Genomic DNA, 16,614 nt, shown 5'->3' with positions numbered 1-16,614 from the left:
CTTTGTTTTATTTGTTACAATTACGTTACAGTGTTGAAAACGATTTCAATGCTGAATATAAATCTATAGGGGGGGTTTTTATAGTGCAAGAAACATTATCAAAGAAATTTTGGCTTCTGATGATAGCGCTGTTTACAGCTATGGTATTAGCAGCATGTGCTGGTGGAGAGGATAACGATTCAGATTCAACAGACAGTGCAAATAGTGGTAACGATGAAGATGAAGAAGTTTCAGGTGATGAAGGTGCTGAAATCACAGCATGGGCGTGGGATCCTAATTTCAACATCGCAGCCTTAAACTTAGCATTAGAACATTATGAAAATGAAGATTTTCAGATGGAAATTATTGAAAATGCTCAAGACGATATCGTACAAAAACTAAACACTGGTTTAAGCTCAGGTACGATGCAAGGTATGCCTAACATTGTATTAATTGAGGACCAACGTGCACAAAGTTTCTTGCAATCTTATCCAGATGCTTTCTATGCAATTGGTGATTATTTCGAAACAGGTGATTTTGCAGAATATAAAATTCCACCAACAAGCTTTGATGGAAAACAGTATGGTCTTCCATTTGATAATGGTGCAACTGGTTTCTTCTATCGTACGGATTATTTGGAAGAAGCAGGATATTCAAAAGAAGATTTAGTTGATATTACATGGGAAAAATTTGTTGAAATTGCTAAGGATGTAAAAGAAAAAACAGGTCATCCGATGCTTGCACTTGATCCAAACGATTTAGGTATTTTGCGTGTGATGATGCAAACAACTGGTACATGGTATACGACAGAAGATGGCACCATTAACCTTGTAGATAATGAACCTTTAAAAGTAGCATTACAACATTATAAAGAATTAATGAATAATGATTTAGTTAAATTAGTTTCTGACTGGAGTCAATATTTAGCAGCATTTAACAGTGGCGACGTTGCATCCGTTCCTGCCGGTAACTGGATTGCGGCAAGTATAGAAGCGGAAGAATCTCAAAAAGGTCTATGGGCAGCAGCACCAACGCCTCGTTTAGATATGGATGGAGCTAAAAACGCTTCAAACCAAGGTGGTAGCTCATGGTATGTGTTAAACATTGATGGTAAAGAAGCTGCAGCAGAATTCCTTGGAAGTACGTTTGGTTCTAACGCAGATTTTTACCAGGAATTATTAACAGAAGTAGGCGCAATTGGTACCTATAAACCAGCTTCTGAAGGAGATGCCTACCAATATGAGAATGAATTCTTCGGTGGCCAACAAGTTATCCAAGATATTTCTCAATGGATGGAAGAAATTCCACAGGTTGATTATGGTATGAATACCTATGGAATTGAAGATATTCTTTCAGCAGAATTACAACAATATTTAAATGGCAAGAGCTTAGAAGATGTTTTAGCAGATGCTCAGGCACAAGCTGAAAATCAATTTAAATAAGTAATAAAGAGCCCTTAGGGAGATACTCTCTATCTTTATGAGAAGAGTTAACCCTCCCTTGGGCTTTCTCTTCTATATGAAGATGATTGAGAGTGAATCTAGTGAATGATGAGGGGGATCGTCATGAGTCAAGTTACAAGTACAATTAAACCTACACTTACACAACGTTTTAAAAAGAACTACATTGGTTGGATATTCATTTTATTATCTGTATTTGGCATCAGTCTTTTTTACTTCTATCCTATGGTACAGGCTTTTATTCTTTCCTTACAATCAGGAATGGGAGCTAATTTAGACTTTATAGGATTAAATAATTATGTGAGATTATTTAATGATCCGACATTTATTACTGCTTTAACCAATACCATCCTGTACTTATTAATCCAAGTACCTATTATGATTGTGTTAGCATTAGTATTTTCCGTGTTATTAAATGACCCTACATTAAAATTTAGAGGCTTTTTTAGGACAGCAATATTCTTACCTGCAGTTACTTCACTTGTAGCATATGCAGTAATTTTTAAATATCTATTTGGAAACGATGGATTAGTAAACGATTTTCTTATAAGTTTAAATCTTCTTTCTGATCCAATTGCATGGCTGTCTGATCCTTTTTGGGCAAAAATAACCATTATTATTGCGATTACATGGAGATGGACTGGTTATAATATGATTTTCTATTTATCCGCTTTACAAAACGTAGATAAGTCGATGTATGAAGCAGCTAAAATTGATGGTGCTTCTGCACTTCAACAGTTTTTCTTTATTACCATTCCATTATTAAAGCCAATCATTCTTTTTACTTCAATTGTCTCAACGATTGGCACACTGCAATTATTTGACGAGGTAATGAACATCACAAGTGGTGGTCCTGGTAACGCAACAATGACAATATCGATGTATATTTATAATTTATCATTTGAATATACACCAGACTTTGGTTATGCATCTACTGTTTCTTACGTGATTCTTATTATAGTTATCGTCCTATCCTTCATTCAATTTAAAGTGGCAGGTGATCGAGATTGAAAAAATTAAAGCGAGTTTTTATCTACCTATTTTTGAGTATGGCAGCAATTGTTTCTATCTTTCCATTCTTATGGATGCTAGTTAGTATGACAAATAAATCAGTGGACGTAACAAAAGGCCGTCTGATTCCTGGCACACATTTTATAGAAAACTTCCAAAAGTTATTGGAGCAAACACAAATTGGTACAGCCATAGGGAACTCACTAATCATTGCTGTGATCACAACCTTCTTAACCTTACTAATCGGATCTTTAGCAGGGTATGGCTTTGAAATCTATCGTTCAAAAAGGAAGGATATGGTATTCAACATTTTGATTTTATCGATGATGATTCCATTTGCAGCGATCATGATTCCTTTGTATCGTCTTTTTGGTCAAATATCTGATAATGCTCCATTAATTGGTTTGGACACATTAGCTGCTGCTTTCTTACCGACTGTAATTACTGCATTTTTCATTTTCTTCTTCAGACAGAATACAAAGATGTTTGCTAAAGAATTAGTGGAAGCGGGTCGAATTGATGGGTTAAGTGAACTCGGTATCTTTTTCCGAATTTATTTACCTACAATGAAAACAACCTATGCGGCGGCAGCATTATTGCGTTCATGAATAGCTGGAATAATTATTTATGGCCGTTAGTTGTTTTACAGTCACCAAGCAAACAGACAATACCGCTATTGATTTCTAATTTAGGTGCAGGTTATACACCTGATTATGGCGTTATCATGACAGCTATCGTAATTGCAACATTACCAACGGCCCTCGTCTTCTTCTTGATGCAAAGACATTTCGTTGCTGGTATGATGGGCTCAGTAAAAGGATAAATGTAAAGAGAAGCCGTAGAAATTTTCTATTGCTTCTCTTTTTTAGTTATTGCAAATTATTAATAACTGTTACAGGGAAATCCGTTTTGTTTTAGGCTATTTATTTTAGAGTAACTATCAACAAACATACTATCTGGAGGTTCTCACACATAGTTTAACGTCAATGTTTTTATGTTGCCTCAGTTATGATAAAATAGATATATCACTATGTTAGGAGAGAAAACATGCGAAACTCATTATTTGCAGCAACCGAGTGGATTACTCGTTTTGCTTATGTCAATATTTTATGGATAGCATTTACCATTGTTGGTCTGGGTATATTTGGTTTTTTTCCAGCAACTGTGGCTATGTTCACTTTAATTAGACAATGGATTATTGGTAACATAGACGAACCAGTATTTTCTTTATTTTGGAAAACGTATAAAAAGGAATTTATTAAAAGTAATTTATTTGGTTTAGTAATCTTAGTTATTATTTTCCTGTTTTATACTAATTTTCAGTTCATTGAGTTAAACCAAGGTGGTTTTTATGATGTTATTAAGATACCATTATATATTCTCATGGTGGCAATATCCTTAACATTGTTATATATCATCCCAACCTTTGTACATTATGATTTACGTTTTATCGATGTTTGGAAAAATTCATTTCTTGTCATGTTAATTCATCCTTTACATAACTTCTCAATGGTAATTGGTGCAGCTGCTACCATATATGTCATGTCATTATTTCCTGGAACGCTTTTCTTTTTTGGTGGAAGTTTAGTGGCTTATATTATTATGGGGGGGACAAGTTATCATGCTTTTAAAAAAATTGAGGCAAAAAGAGAAGCTATACAAGAAAACACTTGACCACATGAAAAGGTCAAGTGTTTTTTAATAAATTAGTTGAAGAGCACGCCTCCCCGGAAAGCGAAGTGGGCAAGCCGAAGCGGTTGTTACTCCTAATATAAATTTCAAAATGACTACTCAGTAAATCGAAGTTATGCCGCAACTTATTTTAGCCTTTCACCGATCCTGCGGCAATACCTTCAACTATGCGATCACTTAAGACCAGGAATGCGATCAATACTGGAATGATACTGATCATTAATGTAGCACCAATTGCACCCCCCCAGTCAGTTGAATATTGACCAATAAAGTTCTGAATACCTACTGTTAGCGTTTTCCACTTATCCGAGCTAATAAACGTATTAACAAAAACAAACTCATTCCAATTGTAAATCATGTTAATAATAGCTGTTGTTGCTATTACTGGAGTTGTCATTGGAAGAGTAATCTGGAAGAAAATCCGGTGTACAGAGCAGCCATCCACAACTGCTGCTTCTTCAACTTCCTTGGGTAGCGTATAATAAAAGCCTAATAAAATCATAATTGTTAACGGTAAGTTAAATGCCGTATAGGCCAAAATTAAAGATAATGGATGATTAATGATATTCAATTCCAAGAAAAAAGCGAACAGTGGAATCAAAGCAGAATGAATAGGCACCATTAGTCCTACCATGAACAAGCCTAACGTCAATTTATTCAGTTTCCAATTCATTCTAGTTATTGCGAAGGTAACAAAACTTGCAAATAACAAGGTTAATGCTACAGATATAATTGTTATCCATACACTATTTAGAAAGTAGATATTGATATTTCCATTTTCCCACACGTTTAAGTAATTTACCCACTGTGGATCTTGTGGTAAAGAAAATGGGGGGGATAAACCAAACACTTCTGTATTTGTTTTTAAGGAGAACATTGCCAGCCATACTAACGGATATATTTGAAAAAGGGCTACGATGATTAAACAAATGTAGAGAAAAACCATTCCAATTCTTATCCATACACTCTTTTCATTCGCAGCCTCATTTTGAATCTGAGCCATTTGTCTTCCATCCTTCCTAATATTGAAGTTCATCTTTAGATGTAGTGAGTTTACGGGTAATCCATGTCACAATCAATGTTATGATTAATAGGAAAAAGGCAATTGCACTGCCATAACCGAAATCAAAAGTATCAAATGCTTTTTTGTACATATATGATGCAATAACTTCACTAGCACCATTTGGCCCTCCACCAGTCATAACATAAATTAAATCAAAATATTTTAGTGATCCAACAATTGCTAAAACAATCGTAACTTTAATTACACCAGAAATTAATGGAACCTTAATTTTATAAGCAATTTGAATAGGGCTAGCACCGTCAATACGTGCCGCTTCAATTAATTCTTCGGGAACTCCTTTGAGCGCAGCATAATAAATAATGATATAAAACCCTGCATATTGCCAAAGTATCGCAACAAAAATTGCATATAAAACTAAATCGGTGTCTGCTAACCAAACGGGTGGCTGCTCCATTCCAATAGCTTTTAAAAAGCTGTTTAACAATCCATTGTTCGGATCATATATTTTTACCCATAGTTGCGCAATCGCAACAGATGATAAAAGCATAGGAATTAAGTAAATTTTCCTCAATATATTGGAACCTTTTATCTTACCTGCTAATATTAAGGACACAACAAGATATCCAGCTAAACTTAATGTTGAAAATATCGCTAACAGGAAAGAATGCCAAGCACTCTCCCAAAAATTACTATCCTGAATTAATTCTTTATAGTTATCCAATCCTATAAATGTCATTTCGCCAATACCGTTCCATTCCATCAGCCCATAATACCCTGTAATCACCATTGGACCATAGATAACACTCAAGGTTAAAATGAGAGCGGGTAGAACGTATAAAGCAATGACTACCTTATTTGACATTACTCTGTTCATCGTTATTGCTCCTTTGTGTCGAAATATCCCTTTTTGGTTTTCTAAATATATTTATATTTAAGGAAGGAAAAGGACATATTCATTCTTGAAATATGTCCTTTTGCACCTTTTTATTTATTCTTCTGAAGATATAGCTTCTTCATGATTTGCGCAAATTCTTCAGGTGTTACTGCTTCACCGAACAATGCCTGGATCATATCCAAGTGTGTTTCAGCTGCAGCAGCGCTTAACTGTACATCTGCATACAATGTGATATTAGATGCCTCGTTTAAGTCATTTAATACATCTACATACATTTGTGGTAAATCTACACTTTCTGTATCCACTTTAGTTGCTGGGATAACACCAGCTTTTTCAACAGATTGTTCGCCCCACTTTTGTACAAAGAAGGAAACAAATTCTTTCGCTTCTGCTTTTACATCAGAATTTTCTGCAACAAAGAGACCTACACCAGGACCGCCAACAAAGCTGTCACGGTTACCTTCTCCACCTTCACTGCTGGGAATTTTATATAGCCTATTGAATCCTTAAATTCTTGAGAATTTTCTTCACTTGTTGTGAATTCTGGTAAATCCCAAGATCCCATTAAATACATTGCTGCTTGTTCATTTAAGAAGTAACCTTTAGCTTCATCATTACCTAAACCATTAAATCCATTTAAGAATGCTCCCGTATCCACTAAATTTTGCACCTCTTCTGCTGCTTTTACTAAAGCAGGATCTTCAAAGCTCGCTTCACCAAGGATCGCATTATTTAATAATTCTGCTCCACCGATTCGATCTGCCAGGTACATATACCACATTGAACCTGTCCAGCGATCTTTATTACCTAGAGCAACTGGTGTGACACCATTATCTACCAATGTTTGCACAACTTCTTTTAATTCAGCAAATGTTTCTGGTGCTTCCAAACCATTTTCCTCAAAAATACGTTGATTATAATAAAGTGGTGTAATATTTAATTCTAATGGTAAACCATATGTTGTGCCATCAAGTGCATATGCTTCCGCAGTACCAGGTACAAACATATCGTTAAGCGGACCTTCTAAAAGGTCATCTAAGGAAGCAAACATATTACCGCTTACATATGGTTCCAAGAAGCCTGCTGCCCAAGTCATGCCAACATCAGGTAATTCGTTTGAAGTTGATAAGACTTTAAGTTTTTCTTTATACTGTTCATTACTTAAAATTTCTACATCTACGGTTACGTTTTCATTTTCCGCTTCGAATTCCTCAATGATGCCATTAACAATATCATGATGTTGTTTGGAGCTTCCTTCCGGCCATAAATGCATAAAATCAATTGTTTTTTCTTCTCCATCTGAATCGCTTTCATTTCCTTCAGTAGTGGACTCTGCATCCGTGTTTTCTCCACCTGCTTCTTGTTCAGACTCTGAATCTCCGCCACATGCTGCAAGCGCGAATAATAATACTAATGCGAACGAACATAATACTTTGTACCATGCACCTTTCATTTGTGAAAACCCCCTATTTAGTATAAGTTTTTATTACAATTATAAGTGTAGCACTGAGGGCATTAATCCGTAAGGTAACAGTGATTAGGTAAAATACCACTTTTTTTAGGAATCGCTTACATTTTGTTTCCGAAATCCATTCGGTGTTGTGTTTTCAAACTGTTTAAATAGTTTGATAAAATATTTAGAAGTTTGATAACCACTTTTTTCTGCTATTTCTGATACTGTTAAATCTGTTGAAAGTAATAATTTTTTCGCTTCTTGTATTCTCTTTCTTGTTACATATTCACTAAAGGTAATTTGCAGTTCCTCTTTAAATAAAGCACTTAAATAACTTGGATTAAGATGGACCTGATTTGCTACTTCTTTTAAGGTTAACTCTTGTTCGAAATGCATATCAATGTACTCTATTGCCTGCTGAACCGCTCGGTTATATTTAGTTAACTCCTGCATTTCTATTAATTTATCATCCAAAATCTTATTAAACATACCTGTTTTTTCCCTTTGTTTCTCTATATCTACTGCTTTTTCAATGGCATCCATTAGCTTTTCCTTGGCGATCGGTTTAAGTAAATAATTAACAACTCCCAGCTCTAATGCTTCATGAGCATATTCAAATTCTGAGTATGCAGAAATTACGATCACAACTGGGTCCTGCGCCTTTTCCTTTAATTGTTTCAATAGTTCCAATCCAGAAACTTCAGGCATTCGAATGTCCGTAATGAGTACGTGTACTTTCTCATTATCAATACGATTTAATGCCTCTGCTGCATTTTCCGCTGTAATAACTTCATATTGATCAAATGCTAATCGCTCAATCGTTTTTCTTATCCCTTGCCGACTTCGAGGCTCATCATCCACTACAAGAATCACCTTTTTATTCATGGTTCTACCTCCTCTTATACTGGAATTTCAAAGCTTACCTTTGTCCCTTTGCCCTCTTCGCTAAGAATGTTAATATCTCCGTTTGTTTCCATTTCATAAAACAACTTCAAGCGTTTTTGAACATTTTGCAAAGCTAAACCATGATGTTTGTGTTGTCTAATATTACCTTCCATGAGTTCCTTCACTTCTGACACTTTTTCCTTGCTCATTCCCGGTCCATTATCTGTGACCGTTATCTTTAGCCGATCTGCATCTTGAACTTTTTCAACTTTTACTGTGATATGACAGTGACCCGTAACATTTCCTGCCCCATGTAAAATAGCATTTTCTACTAATGGTTGAATCATTAGTTTTGGCATTCTGACATATAGCCAATCAAAGTCAACATCTTTCTCCCAATTTAGCCGATCACCGAAGCGCATTCTCATAATTTTCATGTAACGATCAATATGCTCTAATTCTTCCTTTATCGTTACCCATTCATCTTGATTTTCTTTAGTAATGGTATAGCGGAATAACTCCGACATCGCCAATACGACGTTTGCAAGGTCTTCTTCCTCTCGTTCATCTAATGACCAGTACAAGGCATCTAAAGTGTTGAAAAGAAAGTGTGGATGAATTTGAGCTTGCAGTGCCTTTAATTCCGTCCTGTTTTTTATAATTTCTTTTTCATACACCATTTGAACTAAATAATTAGTTTCTGCTGCAAGCTGATTATAGGTTTGGTTCAATTCATTAATTTCATTTGTAGAATTCACGACAGGATTATGAGCCAATACTCCTTCTCCTGCTTTTCTCATTGTTTTCGTTAATCTGGTTATTGGTTTCGTTATAAACGTCGATAAGAAGAGAGAACATATAAAAAATATGACCAGTCCAATAATCCCGGCAATTGCAATACCAGATTGCACAGTAGATATCCCTGCTGTCAGTTGATTGACTGGAGATAATATATACATAGTCCATCCTGTTAAATCAGATGTTTCTTTTACAATCATATATTCTTGCTGATTAATAATTATTATTTCTGAGTCTGTCTTTAAAATTTTAGCCAAGTCTTCCCCCATGATAATTACTGACAATTTCTTCATTCTGACTATCTACTAAAATCGTAAATTCGTTTGTTTCATCCTCTTGCTGATTAGGGTTTAATTGAAAATAATTACGATTCACTTGGGTCATGATATATCCGCCATGACTAAAATTCTTATTGATTAAATTAATCTGCCGCCCCCCACCAGAAAATAATTTTGATCGAGTGGATCTACTCCTAACCAAATGAGACGACCACCTTCTTCATTTGCCCGGATAATCCAGCGTGGATCGATCCGGTCTAACAACAAGGTAGAATCGATCGGAATAATTCGTTGATATTCATTGTTATAAATTTCAAATGAGTAAATACCATCTGCATTTGCCTGAATTAAGTTAGTTGTATTTATTAACGATTGTCTACCATTAAAGGATGTCATTTTTCCTTGAGATTCTTTAAGTAAGACTTCTTGCACATCCTCATTTGTTATTATTTGTTTGGTTACCATATTTAATTGTTCAAATAAGGAATCATAGCGCCCTGAGGATTCTAATACAGTCTGTTTAATTTGTTCTTCAGCATTATCCTGAAGTAAATCCTCTACTAATATATAGGTGATGGTGCTTACAATAAATAACACAGTAAACATGACGATCAGATAAACGACAAGTAATTGGTTTCTCAAGGTATTCCATTTTTTAAAATAGGTGAACATCTACAACACTCCGTCATTTTCCAAACTTTGTTTATCCAGTATCCTAAGTTATACTTTTATTATACTATGAAAAAGTCAATCAGGAAACTGTAAGCATAGTAAAATAAACCTAGTATGGCTATAATTCTCTTAGTCCAAGAGAGTAATTTTTCGTTAGAATTTTGAAAATGCTTTTGAAGGTATGTAATCATTACAAAGATTCTATTCCTGTATTGAGTTACATAAAAAAGCACTACGTTAAGAAAGTTTAACGCAGTGCTTTAATTACTTCTAATCCTATTTCTTGTAACTCATTTACATCATGGTCAGCTACATTACTGTCCGTAATAATACGTTCCACATTGGCTAGCGGAGTCACATATGCAAAGGCTTGCAAATGGAATTTATGACGATCTGCCAGGATATAGGTAGTATCAGCCATCTCAATCATCTTTTGTTTGACTCTGGCCTGTTGTTCATTTGACTCACTAATGCCGTTCTTGAAATGGATTCCTTTACAGGAAAGAAACGCCTTATTTACATGATATAAATCAAGCGAACGCTCTGCTAAAGGACCTACAAAAGAAAGCGAACGGGCAAGTAATGTTCCGCCAATCGAGATCACGGTAATCCGGTTCTTTTTACTTAATTCTAAAGCAACGTTCACCGAATTGGTTAATACAGTGATTGGAATATTAGGTAAATTCTTCGCAACATACCATGCCGTTGTACTTGCATCTAACAAAATTTTATCAGCCTCGACAATATGTTTCACAGCTTCCTGTGCGATCTCCTTTTTCTCTTCCACGTACATGACTTCTCGTTCCTGGAAAGGGATCTCAGGTCCATCATGGTATGACTCAATACTAACCGCTCCACCATGACTTCTGGCTAACTTTTTTTCCTTTTCTAATTTTTCTAAATCACGACGGATTGTTTCATCTGTTACAGAAAAAAGTCGTGCAAGTTCGGACACACGAATACTTTTCTTCTGATTGACGACTTCTACAATACGTTGATGCCTTTCTGCAACTAACATACAATTCTCCTGCCTTCTCTTCTTCAAAACGTTTCTATTACTGACTATATGGAAATAGCGCTAAAAATTCAAGTTTTGCTACTCTAAATGGAATACCTCTTCATCAATCAGATACATTTTTGGATCACCCTTATCATCCATGGCCAAAATATCGCTCATAAACGCTTGCCATTTACGATTGGCTGGATTGGTCTCCAATTCTTTCATCGCTCGGTGATAATCATCCACTTCCATATAGGCATATAGCTTGGTCCCATCCATAAAAATACTGTAATTGCTCACACCAACTTCTGTTAAAGCAGATAATAATTCTTGATCAACTGCCTGGTGCCTTTTTTTGTATTCCTGTTCTGACCCCCTCTTTACATTCCATAATAAACATATAACGTGACATACTGTTTCCTCCTATCATGAAAACAAATTCAATTTTGTTTTACCTTTATTTGTATGTTTTTTTTATTTTAACACAGATAAAAACATACATAAATAAAAACACAAGTAAAAATTTACTTGTGTTGAAAGAATTGATTCAAATAGTGATATACGCCTTGTTTATCGTTTGTATATTCTGTCTCATCTTTCACTAATGCCTTAATTTGCGGTGTGGCATTTTTCATTGCTACCGGGTAACCCACATATTGCATCATTGGAATGTCATTATTGCTGTCACCAATTGCCATGGTTTCTTCCGGTTTAATATCAAAATGATTTAGTAAAGCCTGAATACCGGTTGATTTATTAACATTCTCCACCATGATTTCCACATTATTTCTGGAAGATGAAGACGTTGTAAAGTCTGTTTCCTTTTTCATTTCTTCTAAGTCACCAATCCAATCCTTCATCACTTCAGGATCAATATGAAAACAATACATTTTGGAGTATTTTTGATTTGGTAATTTCTCAGTCCACGCTATATCATCTGCGACTGCCGCTTTTCTTTCTAACCACTCACTTGTCGCAACTGTATCAGGTTTATCTCCGTTTATCATGTCATTCATATAGGTTTGGTCTTGTTTCAATGCGAGTCTCTCACCATCATTTGGGTGTACCTCATAATAAATAGCATGATTTCTGGCAGACAAAATTACTTTTTGCACAAGATCTGTTGGTAAATAATGCTCTAATATTTTTTGATTATCGACATAGGTAATCATACCATTGGAACTAACAAATCCATCTAAATCTAAATCTTTTGGTGCGGTATCAAATATTTCATTATAAGAACGACCAGTGACAATAAATGCCCGAATGCCCATTTTTCTTATCTCTTGTATTTTATCCACTGTTTGTTCCGTTAATCGATTTTGATTGTTTAATAGGGTACCGTCCATATCTAAACAAATTGCTTTAGGTAAAAAAATCATTATAATTTCCCCCCCTCTCCATACTAACCGAACCTAGTATAGCACAGATAATTATCCGGTCACCATTAATTAGTATGCTTGCAGGGGGGATTGCTATTTATCTGTCTGAAGAGGCACTAAATTCAATTCGATTTCTTCTCTTCTGTTTTCTAAAAATGGAGGCAATGCGACCTTCTCACCAAGATGATCTGCATCTTCATCTGTAATAAACCCTGGTCCATCTGTTGCTAGTTCAAATAAAATTCCATTTGGTTCACGAAAATAAAGAGATTGAAAGTAATAACGGTCTACTAACCCTGAGTTAGCTAGCCTTTCCTTGTTAATTTTATCACGCCACTTTGCAAGTTCCTCAGTATCAGCAACACGAAAAGCTACATGGTGCACACTTCCTCGTCCTGGACGTTCCTTTGCCAAATCGTCGCGTTCTTCAATGTGAACCTCAGCACCCGTTCCACCTTCACCCGTTTGATATACTTGAATGTCTGGTTGTCCTTGTTGATTAGCAGGGTAGCTGCCAATTGAACGAAAACCCAACACATCAACTAAAATGCGTTCTGTTGGTGCTAACTCGGGCACGGTTAATCTTACTGGTCCTAAACCAGTTATGCCATATTCCTGTGGTACTGGGCTTTCGCTCCATGGAAGACCTGCCGCAACTCCTTCATTTGATTGATCCGATACCAGCATGATACGCTGACCCTCATGATCTTGAAAAGGCAATACTTTACGATGGAACGTTTCGGTTATGCCATGATGAACAACTTCATATTCATCCAATCGTTTTTCCCAATATTTTAGAGCATGATCACTTGTGACGCGTAAAGAAGTGAAGGAAATGCTGTTATTACCCTGATACGTGTTTCCCGCTCTTACTATTTCAAAAAAAGTGAAGTCTGTTCCAGGTCGTCCCTGTTCATCAGCGTAAAATAAATGATACATACTTGGATCATCCTGGTTCACCGTTTTTTTAACTAAGCGCATTCCTAATGTATTTGTATAAAAATCATAGTTATTTTTGGCATTTGCTGTGATTGCAGAAACATGATGAATTCCTTTTAGAATCATGCATATCCTCCTCCATTATAAAAAGCTGTTAAAACTATTATAGACGATATATTATCTTGAATTCAAAATAAATATCTTCTTGACTTTTTCTTTCCTTTTGTTAAAATTTTCTGTAAGTTCATAGGTGTAATCACTACTAGGGGGTGCCTATCAGTATAGGCTGAGAGAAAAGCGCGATAAAGCTTTTTAACTCTTAAGGACCTGATCTGGCTGATACCAGCGGAGGGAAGTAGCTAAACTAATTTAGATGGTATAGCCAGGTCCTTTTTTTGGAGGATCTGGCTTTTATTTTTCCTTCAGGTCATGATTACACTAACTAATAAGGAGGGAAAAAGTTGAATCGCACACTATTATTAACCACTATGGCTGTTTTTATTGCAATTGGAACACTTGGTTCACAATTTTTATGGTTCCCAACTGGTATCGCGAAAGCTATCCAGTCCAACATGCCGTAAATGTAATGGCCGCTGTCACATTGGTCCTATTCCTGCAGTTATCATTGCATTTATAATTGGCTTATTACGTAATTTATTGGGGTTAGGTACATTGCTAGCTTTTCCAGGCGGATGATTGGTGCACTTCTAGCAGGATATTTATATCGGTGGACAAAGAAGATGGTGTTTGCTGGTGTTGGGGGAAATAATTGGCACGGGGGGGATTATTGGTGCACTATTATCGGTTCCATATGCCAAACTGTTAATGGGCACTTCTGTTGGTGCACTTGCATTCTTGCCTGGTTTTCTTATCAGCAGTGTGGCAGGAGCTATAATCGGATTATTAATCTTATCGAGAGTAAAGAACACTTCTATCATGCGACAGCCTGCTTCACAACGATCATAATAAAGCAAAAGAAATTGGACCTTCCTATCTTGATTTATAGGTATCATCCTTTTAAAAAGTTCAAAATAATACTGATTATAACAAATGTAGAGCAAATAAACAGCGAAGGTGCCCGCTTTCACTCCTGCGGGATGTTTTTACTCGAAGATCCACTTTGGCTTGCCAAAGTTAGCTGAGAGGAAAACCCGCGGAAAGGGAAGTGGGCAGCCGGAGCGGCTGCTTAGCAGGTAAAACCATTTCAAAATTGTCACAAGAGTTATGTCGCATTATATTCTTGCTATGCAATCAAAAAAGCCGAACGATTACAAATTCTAATCGGAGAATTCGCATCATCGTTCAGCTACTACTTAAATCAAATCACTTTTATCTCAGTCTCTCTATTAATTATTGCCGAAGAATGCTTCTGCTTTTTCTAAATATACTTCCTGATCTGGTGTTAGATCATATTCTTCTTCGATCGCATCGACTGGGCAAACTGCTTTACACGCACCACAGTCAATACATATATCTGGATCTATATAAAATTGGTCTGGACCTTCTTCAATACAATCAACTGGACAAACGGTTGTACATTCGCCCGACTTCTCAGACTGACATGGTTCAAGAATTACAAAAGCCATCTCGAAATCCCCCTAGAAATTTTCTATCTCTACTATACGATAAAGCATTTCTGAGGGAGAATGCAAGTGTTTCAGCCTGATTTTTCACAGGCAAATCCTTCTGTAATTACTTTATCCATCTTGTATTATTCTGATAATGCGATTTTTATATGAGCCAGATGATGCTCTTCATGCCAAGCTAATTTTGCAACTTTCTTGGCAACTGTTATTTCACCTTCATTCTGGTGAATAAAAGCTCGACTTAATTGCTCTTCCGTTAAACTATTCCCTAAAGAAACGATCCGCTCATTTATACCTTCTAGCATTTTAATAGAACTTTCTACAGGAAGCTTTGTATCTGGTTGAATAGCCCACTTTTCTTGATCAAAACCTGGTACAGTTGGTTTCTCAGCTGTTAAAGCCAGCTTCAAACGTTGATACATGTTCAACTGAGAATCTGCGATGTGATGAACAAGTTGGCGAACTGTCCAGCTACCATCACGATATGTTCTGCTTAATTCCGCATCACTTAATGAGTCAACAGTATCTCTCAATCGAATGGTGTAAGTTTCGATTTCTTTTAGCCATTCTTGAATATTTTCTAATGTAACTTTTTCTGGAACTTGTAATTTTCCAATAGGATATCTTACGTCCATATTCCATCACCTTTTCCTTATCGTTTATTAAAAGCATCTGGATCTGGTCCGATTCGTTCTTCCTTGTTCATATTTGCAATTAACTTCATTTCTTCTTCTGTTAATTCAAAATCAAACACATCTGCATTATCTTGAATACGTTGCTTTTTAACTGACTTTGGAATCGTTATGATACCTTGTTGTAAGTCCCAACGTAAAATCACCTGGCTGTCGATTTTTCATGACGTTTTGCAATATCTGCTAACGTTTGATCTGTTAAAACTTGTCCCTGTTTTAGTGGAGACCATGCTTCAAGCTGAATATTATGCTGTTTGCAGAATTCATGTAAGTCTATTTGCTGAAGATGTGGATGATATTCAACTTGGTTAACTGTAGGAATTACTTCAGCATCTTTCATTAAATCTTCTAAGTGATGTTCTTTAAAGTTACTGACGCCAATCGCACGAATTTTACCATCTTTATATAACTTCTCCATTGCTTTCCATGCTTCTTTATATTTATTTTGCTCTGGCACTGGCCAGTGAATGAGATAGAGATCCAAGTAATCTAATCCCAATTTATCTAAGCTTGTCTCAAATGCTTGGATAGCATCCTCATAAGCTTGGTCTGCATTCCATAATTTAGATGTTATAAACAGTTCTTCTCGAGGAATTATTGAATCTTTAATAGCTTTTCCTACACCTTCTTCATTTTGATAAATAGCAGCAGTGTCAATACTTTTATAGCCATGTTCAAGAGCCCATTTCACTGAGTTATAAACTTCTTCGCCATCTTCTACTTGAAACACACCCAGGCCAAACCAAGGCATTTTCACCCCCCCATTATTTAACGTTGTAGTTGATTGTAGATTTTTCACCAAAGTAATTCCTCCTTTTTTTCTTTCACTGGGACAAAGAACTTGTCCTCTCGTCTCATTCCCTGAAAA

15 protein-coding genes, 4 pseudogenes and 1 riboswitch are annotated in these 16,614 nt (G+C 35.9%); of the genes and pseudogenes, 5 read left to right on the top strand and 14 right to left on the bottom strand.

The window, feature by feature from the left end:
- The first annotated feature begins 83 nt into the window (after positions 1-83).
- The 4 genes and pseudogenes from JCM21714_RS04485 to JCM21714_RS04470 all read left to right on the top strand — a co-directional run bounded on the left by JCM21714_RS04485 (position 84) and on the right by JCM21714_RS04470 (position 4,124).
- Entirely contained in the window at positions 84-1,421 is a 1,338-nt protein-coding gene (locus JCM21714_RS04485; protein WP_084040574.1) for an ABC transporter substrate-binding protein, read from the top strand.
- A 123-nt stretch (positions 1,422-1,544) separates the two neighbouring features.
- Positions 1,545-2,450: a carbohydrate ABC transporter permease gene (locus JCM21714_RS04480; protein ID WP_035722163.1), complete on the top strand. Its 906-nt coding sequence runs from the start codon at positions 1,545-1,547 to the stop codon at positions 2,448-2,450.
- Positions 2,447-3,273 (top strand): annotated as a pseudogene (locus tag JCM21714_RS04475) (carbohydrate ABC transporter permease). Before JCM21714_RS04480 ends, JCM21714_RS04475 begins: the two are co-directional and overlap by 4 nt.
- A 224-nt stretch (positions 3,274-3,497) precedes the next feature.
- The gene (locus JCM21714_RS04470) at positions 3,498-4,124 is read left to right on the top strand and encodes a YesL family protein (RefSeq protein WP_035722161.1); all 627 of its coding nucleotides are present in this window, start codon (positions 3,498-3,500) and stop codon (positions 4,122-4,124) included.
- Between the two features lie 148 nt (positions 4,125-4,272).
- On the opposite strand, the gene JCM21714_RS04465 is transcribed toward JCM21714_RS04470, so the two are convergent.
- The 11 genes and pseudogenes from JCM21714_RS04465 to JCM21714_RS04425 form a co-directional block, all read right to left on the bottom strand.
- Positions 4,273-5,145, bottom strand: coding sequence for a carbohydrate ABC transporter permease (locus tag JCM21714_RS04465; RefSeq protein WP_035722159.1), 873 nt, complete (start codon positions 5,143-5,145; stop codon positions 4,273-4,275).
- Between the two features lie 16 nt (positions 5,146-5,161).
- Positions 5,162-6,040 (bottom strand): carbohydrate ABC transporter permease, encoded by an 879-nt coding sequence (locus JCM21714_RS04460; protein WP_035722157.1) that lies wholly within the window; start codon positions 6,038-6,040, stop codon positions 5,162-5,164.
- Positions 6,041-6,154: 114 nt separating this feature from the next.
- Positions 6,155-7,514: pseudogene (locus JCM21714_RS04455) on the bottom strand (extracellular solute-binding protein).
- A 105-nt stretch (positions 7,515-7,619) separates the two neighbouring features.
- On the bottom strand, positions 7,620-8,399 hold the full coding sequence (locus tag JCM21714_RS04450; RefSeq protein WP_035722156.1) for a response regulator transcription factor: 780 nt from the start codon (positions 8,397-8,399) through the stop codon (positions 7,620-7,622).
- A gap of 14 nt (positions 8,400-8,413) precedes the next feature.
- The gene (locus JCM21714_RS20910) at positions 8,414-9,454 is read right to left on the bottom strand and encodes a sensor histidine kinase (protein WP_235182606.1); all 1,041 of its coding nucleotides are present in this window, start codon (positions 9,452-9,454) and stop codon (positions 8,414-8,416) included.
- Positions 9,447-9,581, bottom strand: a complete 135-nt coding sequence (locus JCM21714_RS22730) for a hypothetical protein (protein ID WP_268748280.1) — start codon at positions 9,579-9,581, stop codon at positions 9,447-9,449. The genes JCM21714_RS20910 and JCM21714_RS22730 overlap by 8 nt, the downstream gene beginning before the upstream one ends.
- A 32-nt stretch (positions 9,582-9,613) precedes the next feature.
- Entirely contained in the window at positions 9,614-10,147 is a 534-nt protein-coding gene (locus tag JCM21714_RS20905; protein WP_235182605.1) for a hypothetical protein, read from the bottom strand.
- A 247-nt stretch (positions 10,148-10,394) separates the two neighbouring features.
- On the bottom strand, positions 10,395-11,165 hold the full coding sequence (locus JCM21714_RS04440) for a DeoR/GlpR family DNA-binding transcription regulator (protein WP_035722153.1): 771 nt from the start codon (positions 11,163-11,165) through the stop codon (positions 10,395-10,397).
- Positions 11,166-11,243: 78 nt separating this feature from the next.
- Positions 11,244-11,549 (bottom strand): L-rhamnose mutarotase, encoded by a 306-nt coding sequence (locus JCM21714_RS19065; protein WP_084040573.1) that lies wholly within the window; start codon positions 11,547-11,549, stop codon positions 11,244-11,246.
- A 122-nt stretch (positions 11,550-11,671) separates the two neighbouring features.
- A complete protein-coding gene (locus JCM21714_RS04430) occupies positions 11,672-12,529 on the bottom strand; it encodes a Cof-type HAD-IIB family hydrolase (RefSeq protein WP_035722146.1) in 858 nt (285 codons plus the stop codon).
- 93 nt (positions 12,530-12,622) lie between these two features.
- A complete protein-coding gene (locus tag JCM21714_RS04425) occupies positions 12,623-13,594 on the bottom strand; it encodes a ring-cleaving dioxygenase (protein WP_035722143.1) in 972 nt (323 codons plus the stop codon).
- 128 nt (positions 13,595-13,722) lie between these two features.
- A riboswitch (TPP riboswitch) is annotated at positions 13,723-13,839 on the top strand.
- A gap of 286 nt (positions 13,840-14,125) precedes the next feature.
- Here JCM21714_RS04425 and JCM21714_RS23735 point away from each other — a divergent pair.
- Positions 14,126-14,434 (top strand): annotated as a pseudogene (locus tag JCM21714_RS23735) (energy coupling factor transporter S component ThiW).
- Between the two features lie 380 nt (positions 14,435-14,814).
- Here the strand turns inward: JCM21714_RS23735 and JCM21714_RS04415 are convergent.
- From JCM21714_RS04415 to JCM21714_RS04405, 3 genes and pseudogenes are all read right to left on the bottom strand, one after another.
- Positions 14,815-15,054, bottom strand: a complete 240-nt coding sequence (locus JCM21714_RS04415) for a ferredoxin family protein (RefSeq protein ID WP_035722141.1) — start codon at positions 15,052-15,054, stop codon at positions 14,815-14,817.
- 125 nt (positions 15,055-15,179) lie between these two features.
- The gene (locus JCM21714_RS04410; protein ID WP_035722138.1) at positions 15,180-15,689 is read right to left on the bottom strand and encodes a YfiT family bacillithiol transferase; all 510 of its coding nucleotides are present in this window, start codon (positions 15,687-15,689) and stop codon (positions 15,180-15,182) included.
- A gap of 17 nt (positions 15,690-15,706) precedes the next feature.
- A pseudogene (locus JCM21714_RS04405) lies at positions 15,707-16,497 on the bottom strand (aldo/keto reductase).
- Positions 16,498-16,614 lie beyond the last annotated feature (117 nt).

It is taken from the genome of Gracilibacillus boraciitolerans JCM 21714, from assembly GCF_000521485.1.
In the GTDB taxonomy this organism is placed as follows: Bacteria; Bacillota; Bacilli; order Bacillales; family Amphibacillaceae; genus Gracilibacillus; species Gracilibacillus boraciitolerans.
Note: the sequence above shows the minus strand (reverse complement) of the source record. Positions and strands in the feature narration are given on the sequence as shown.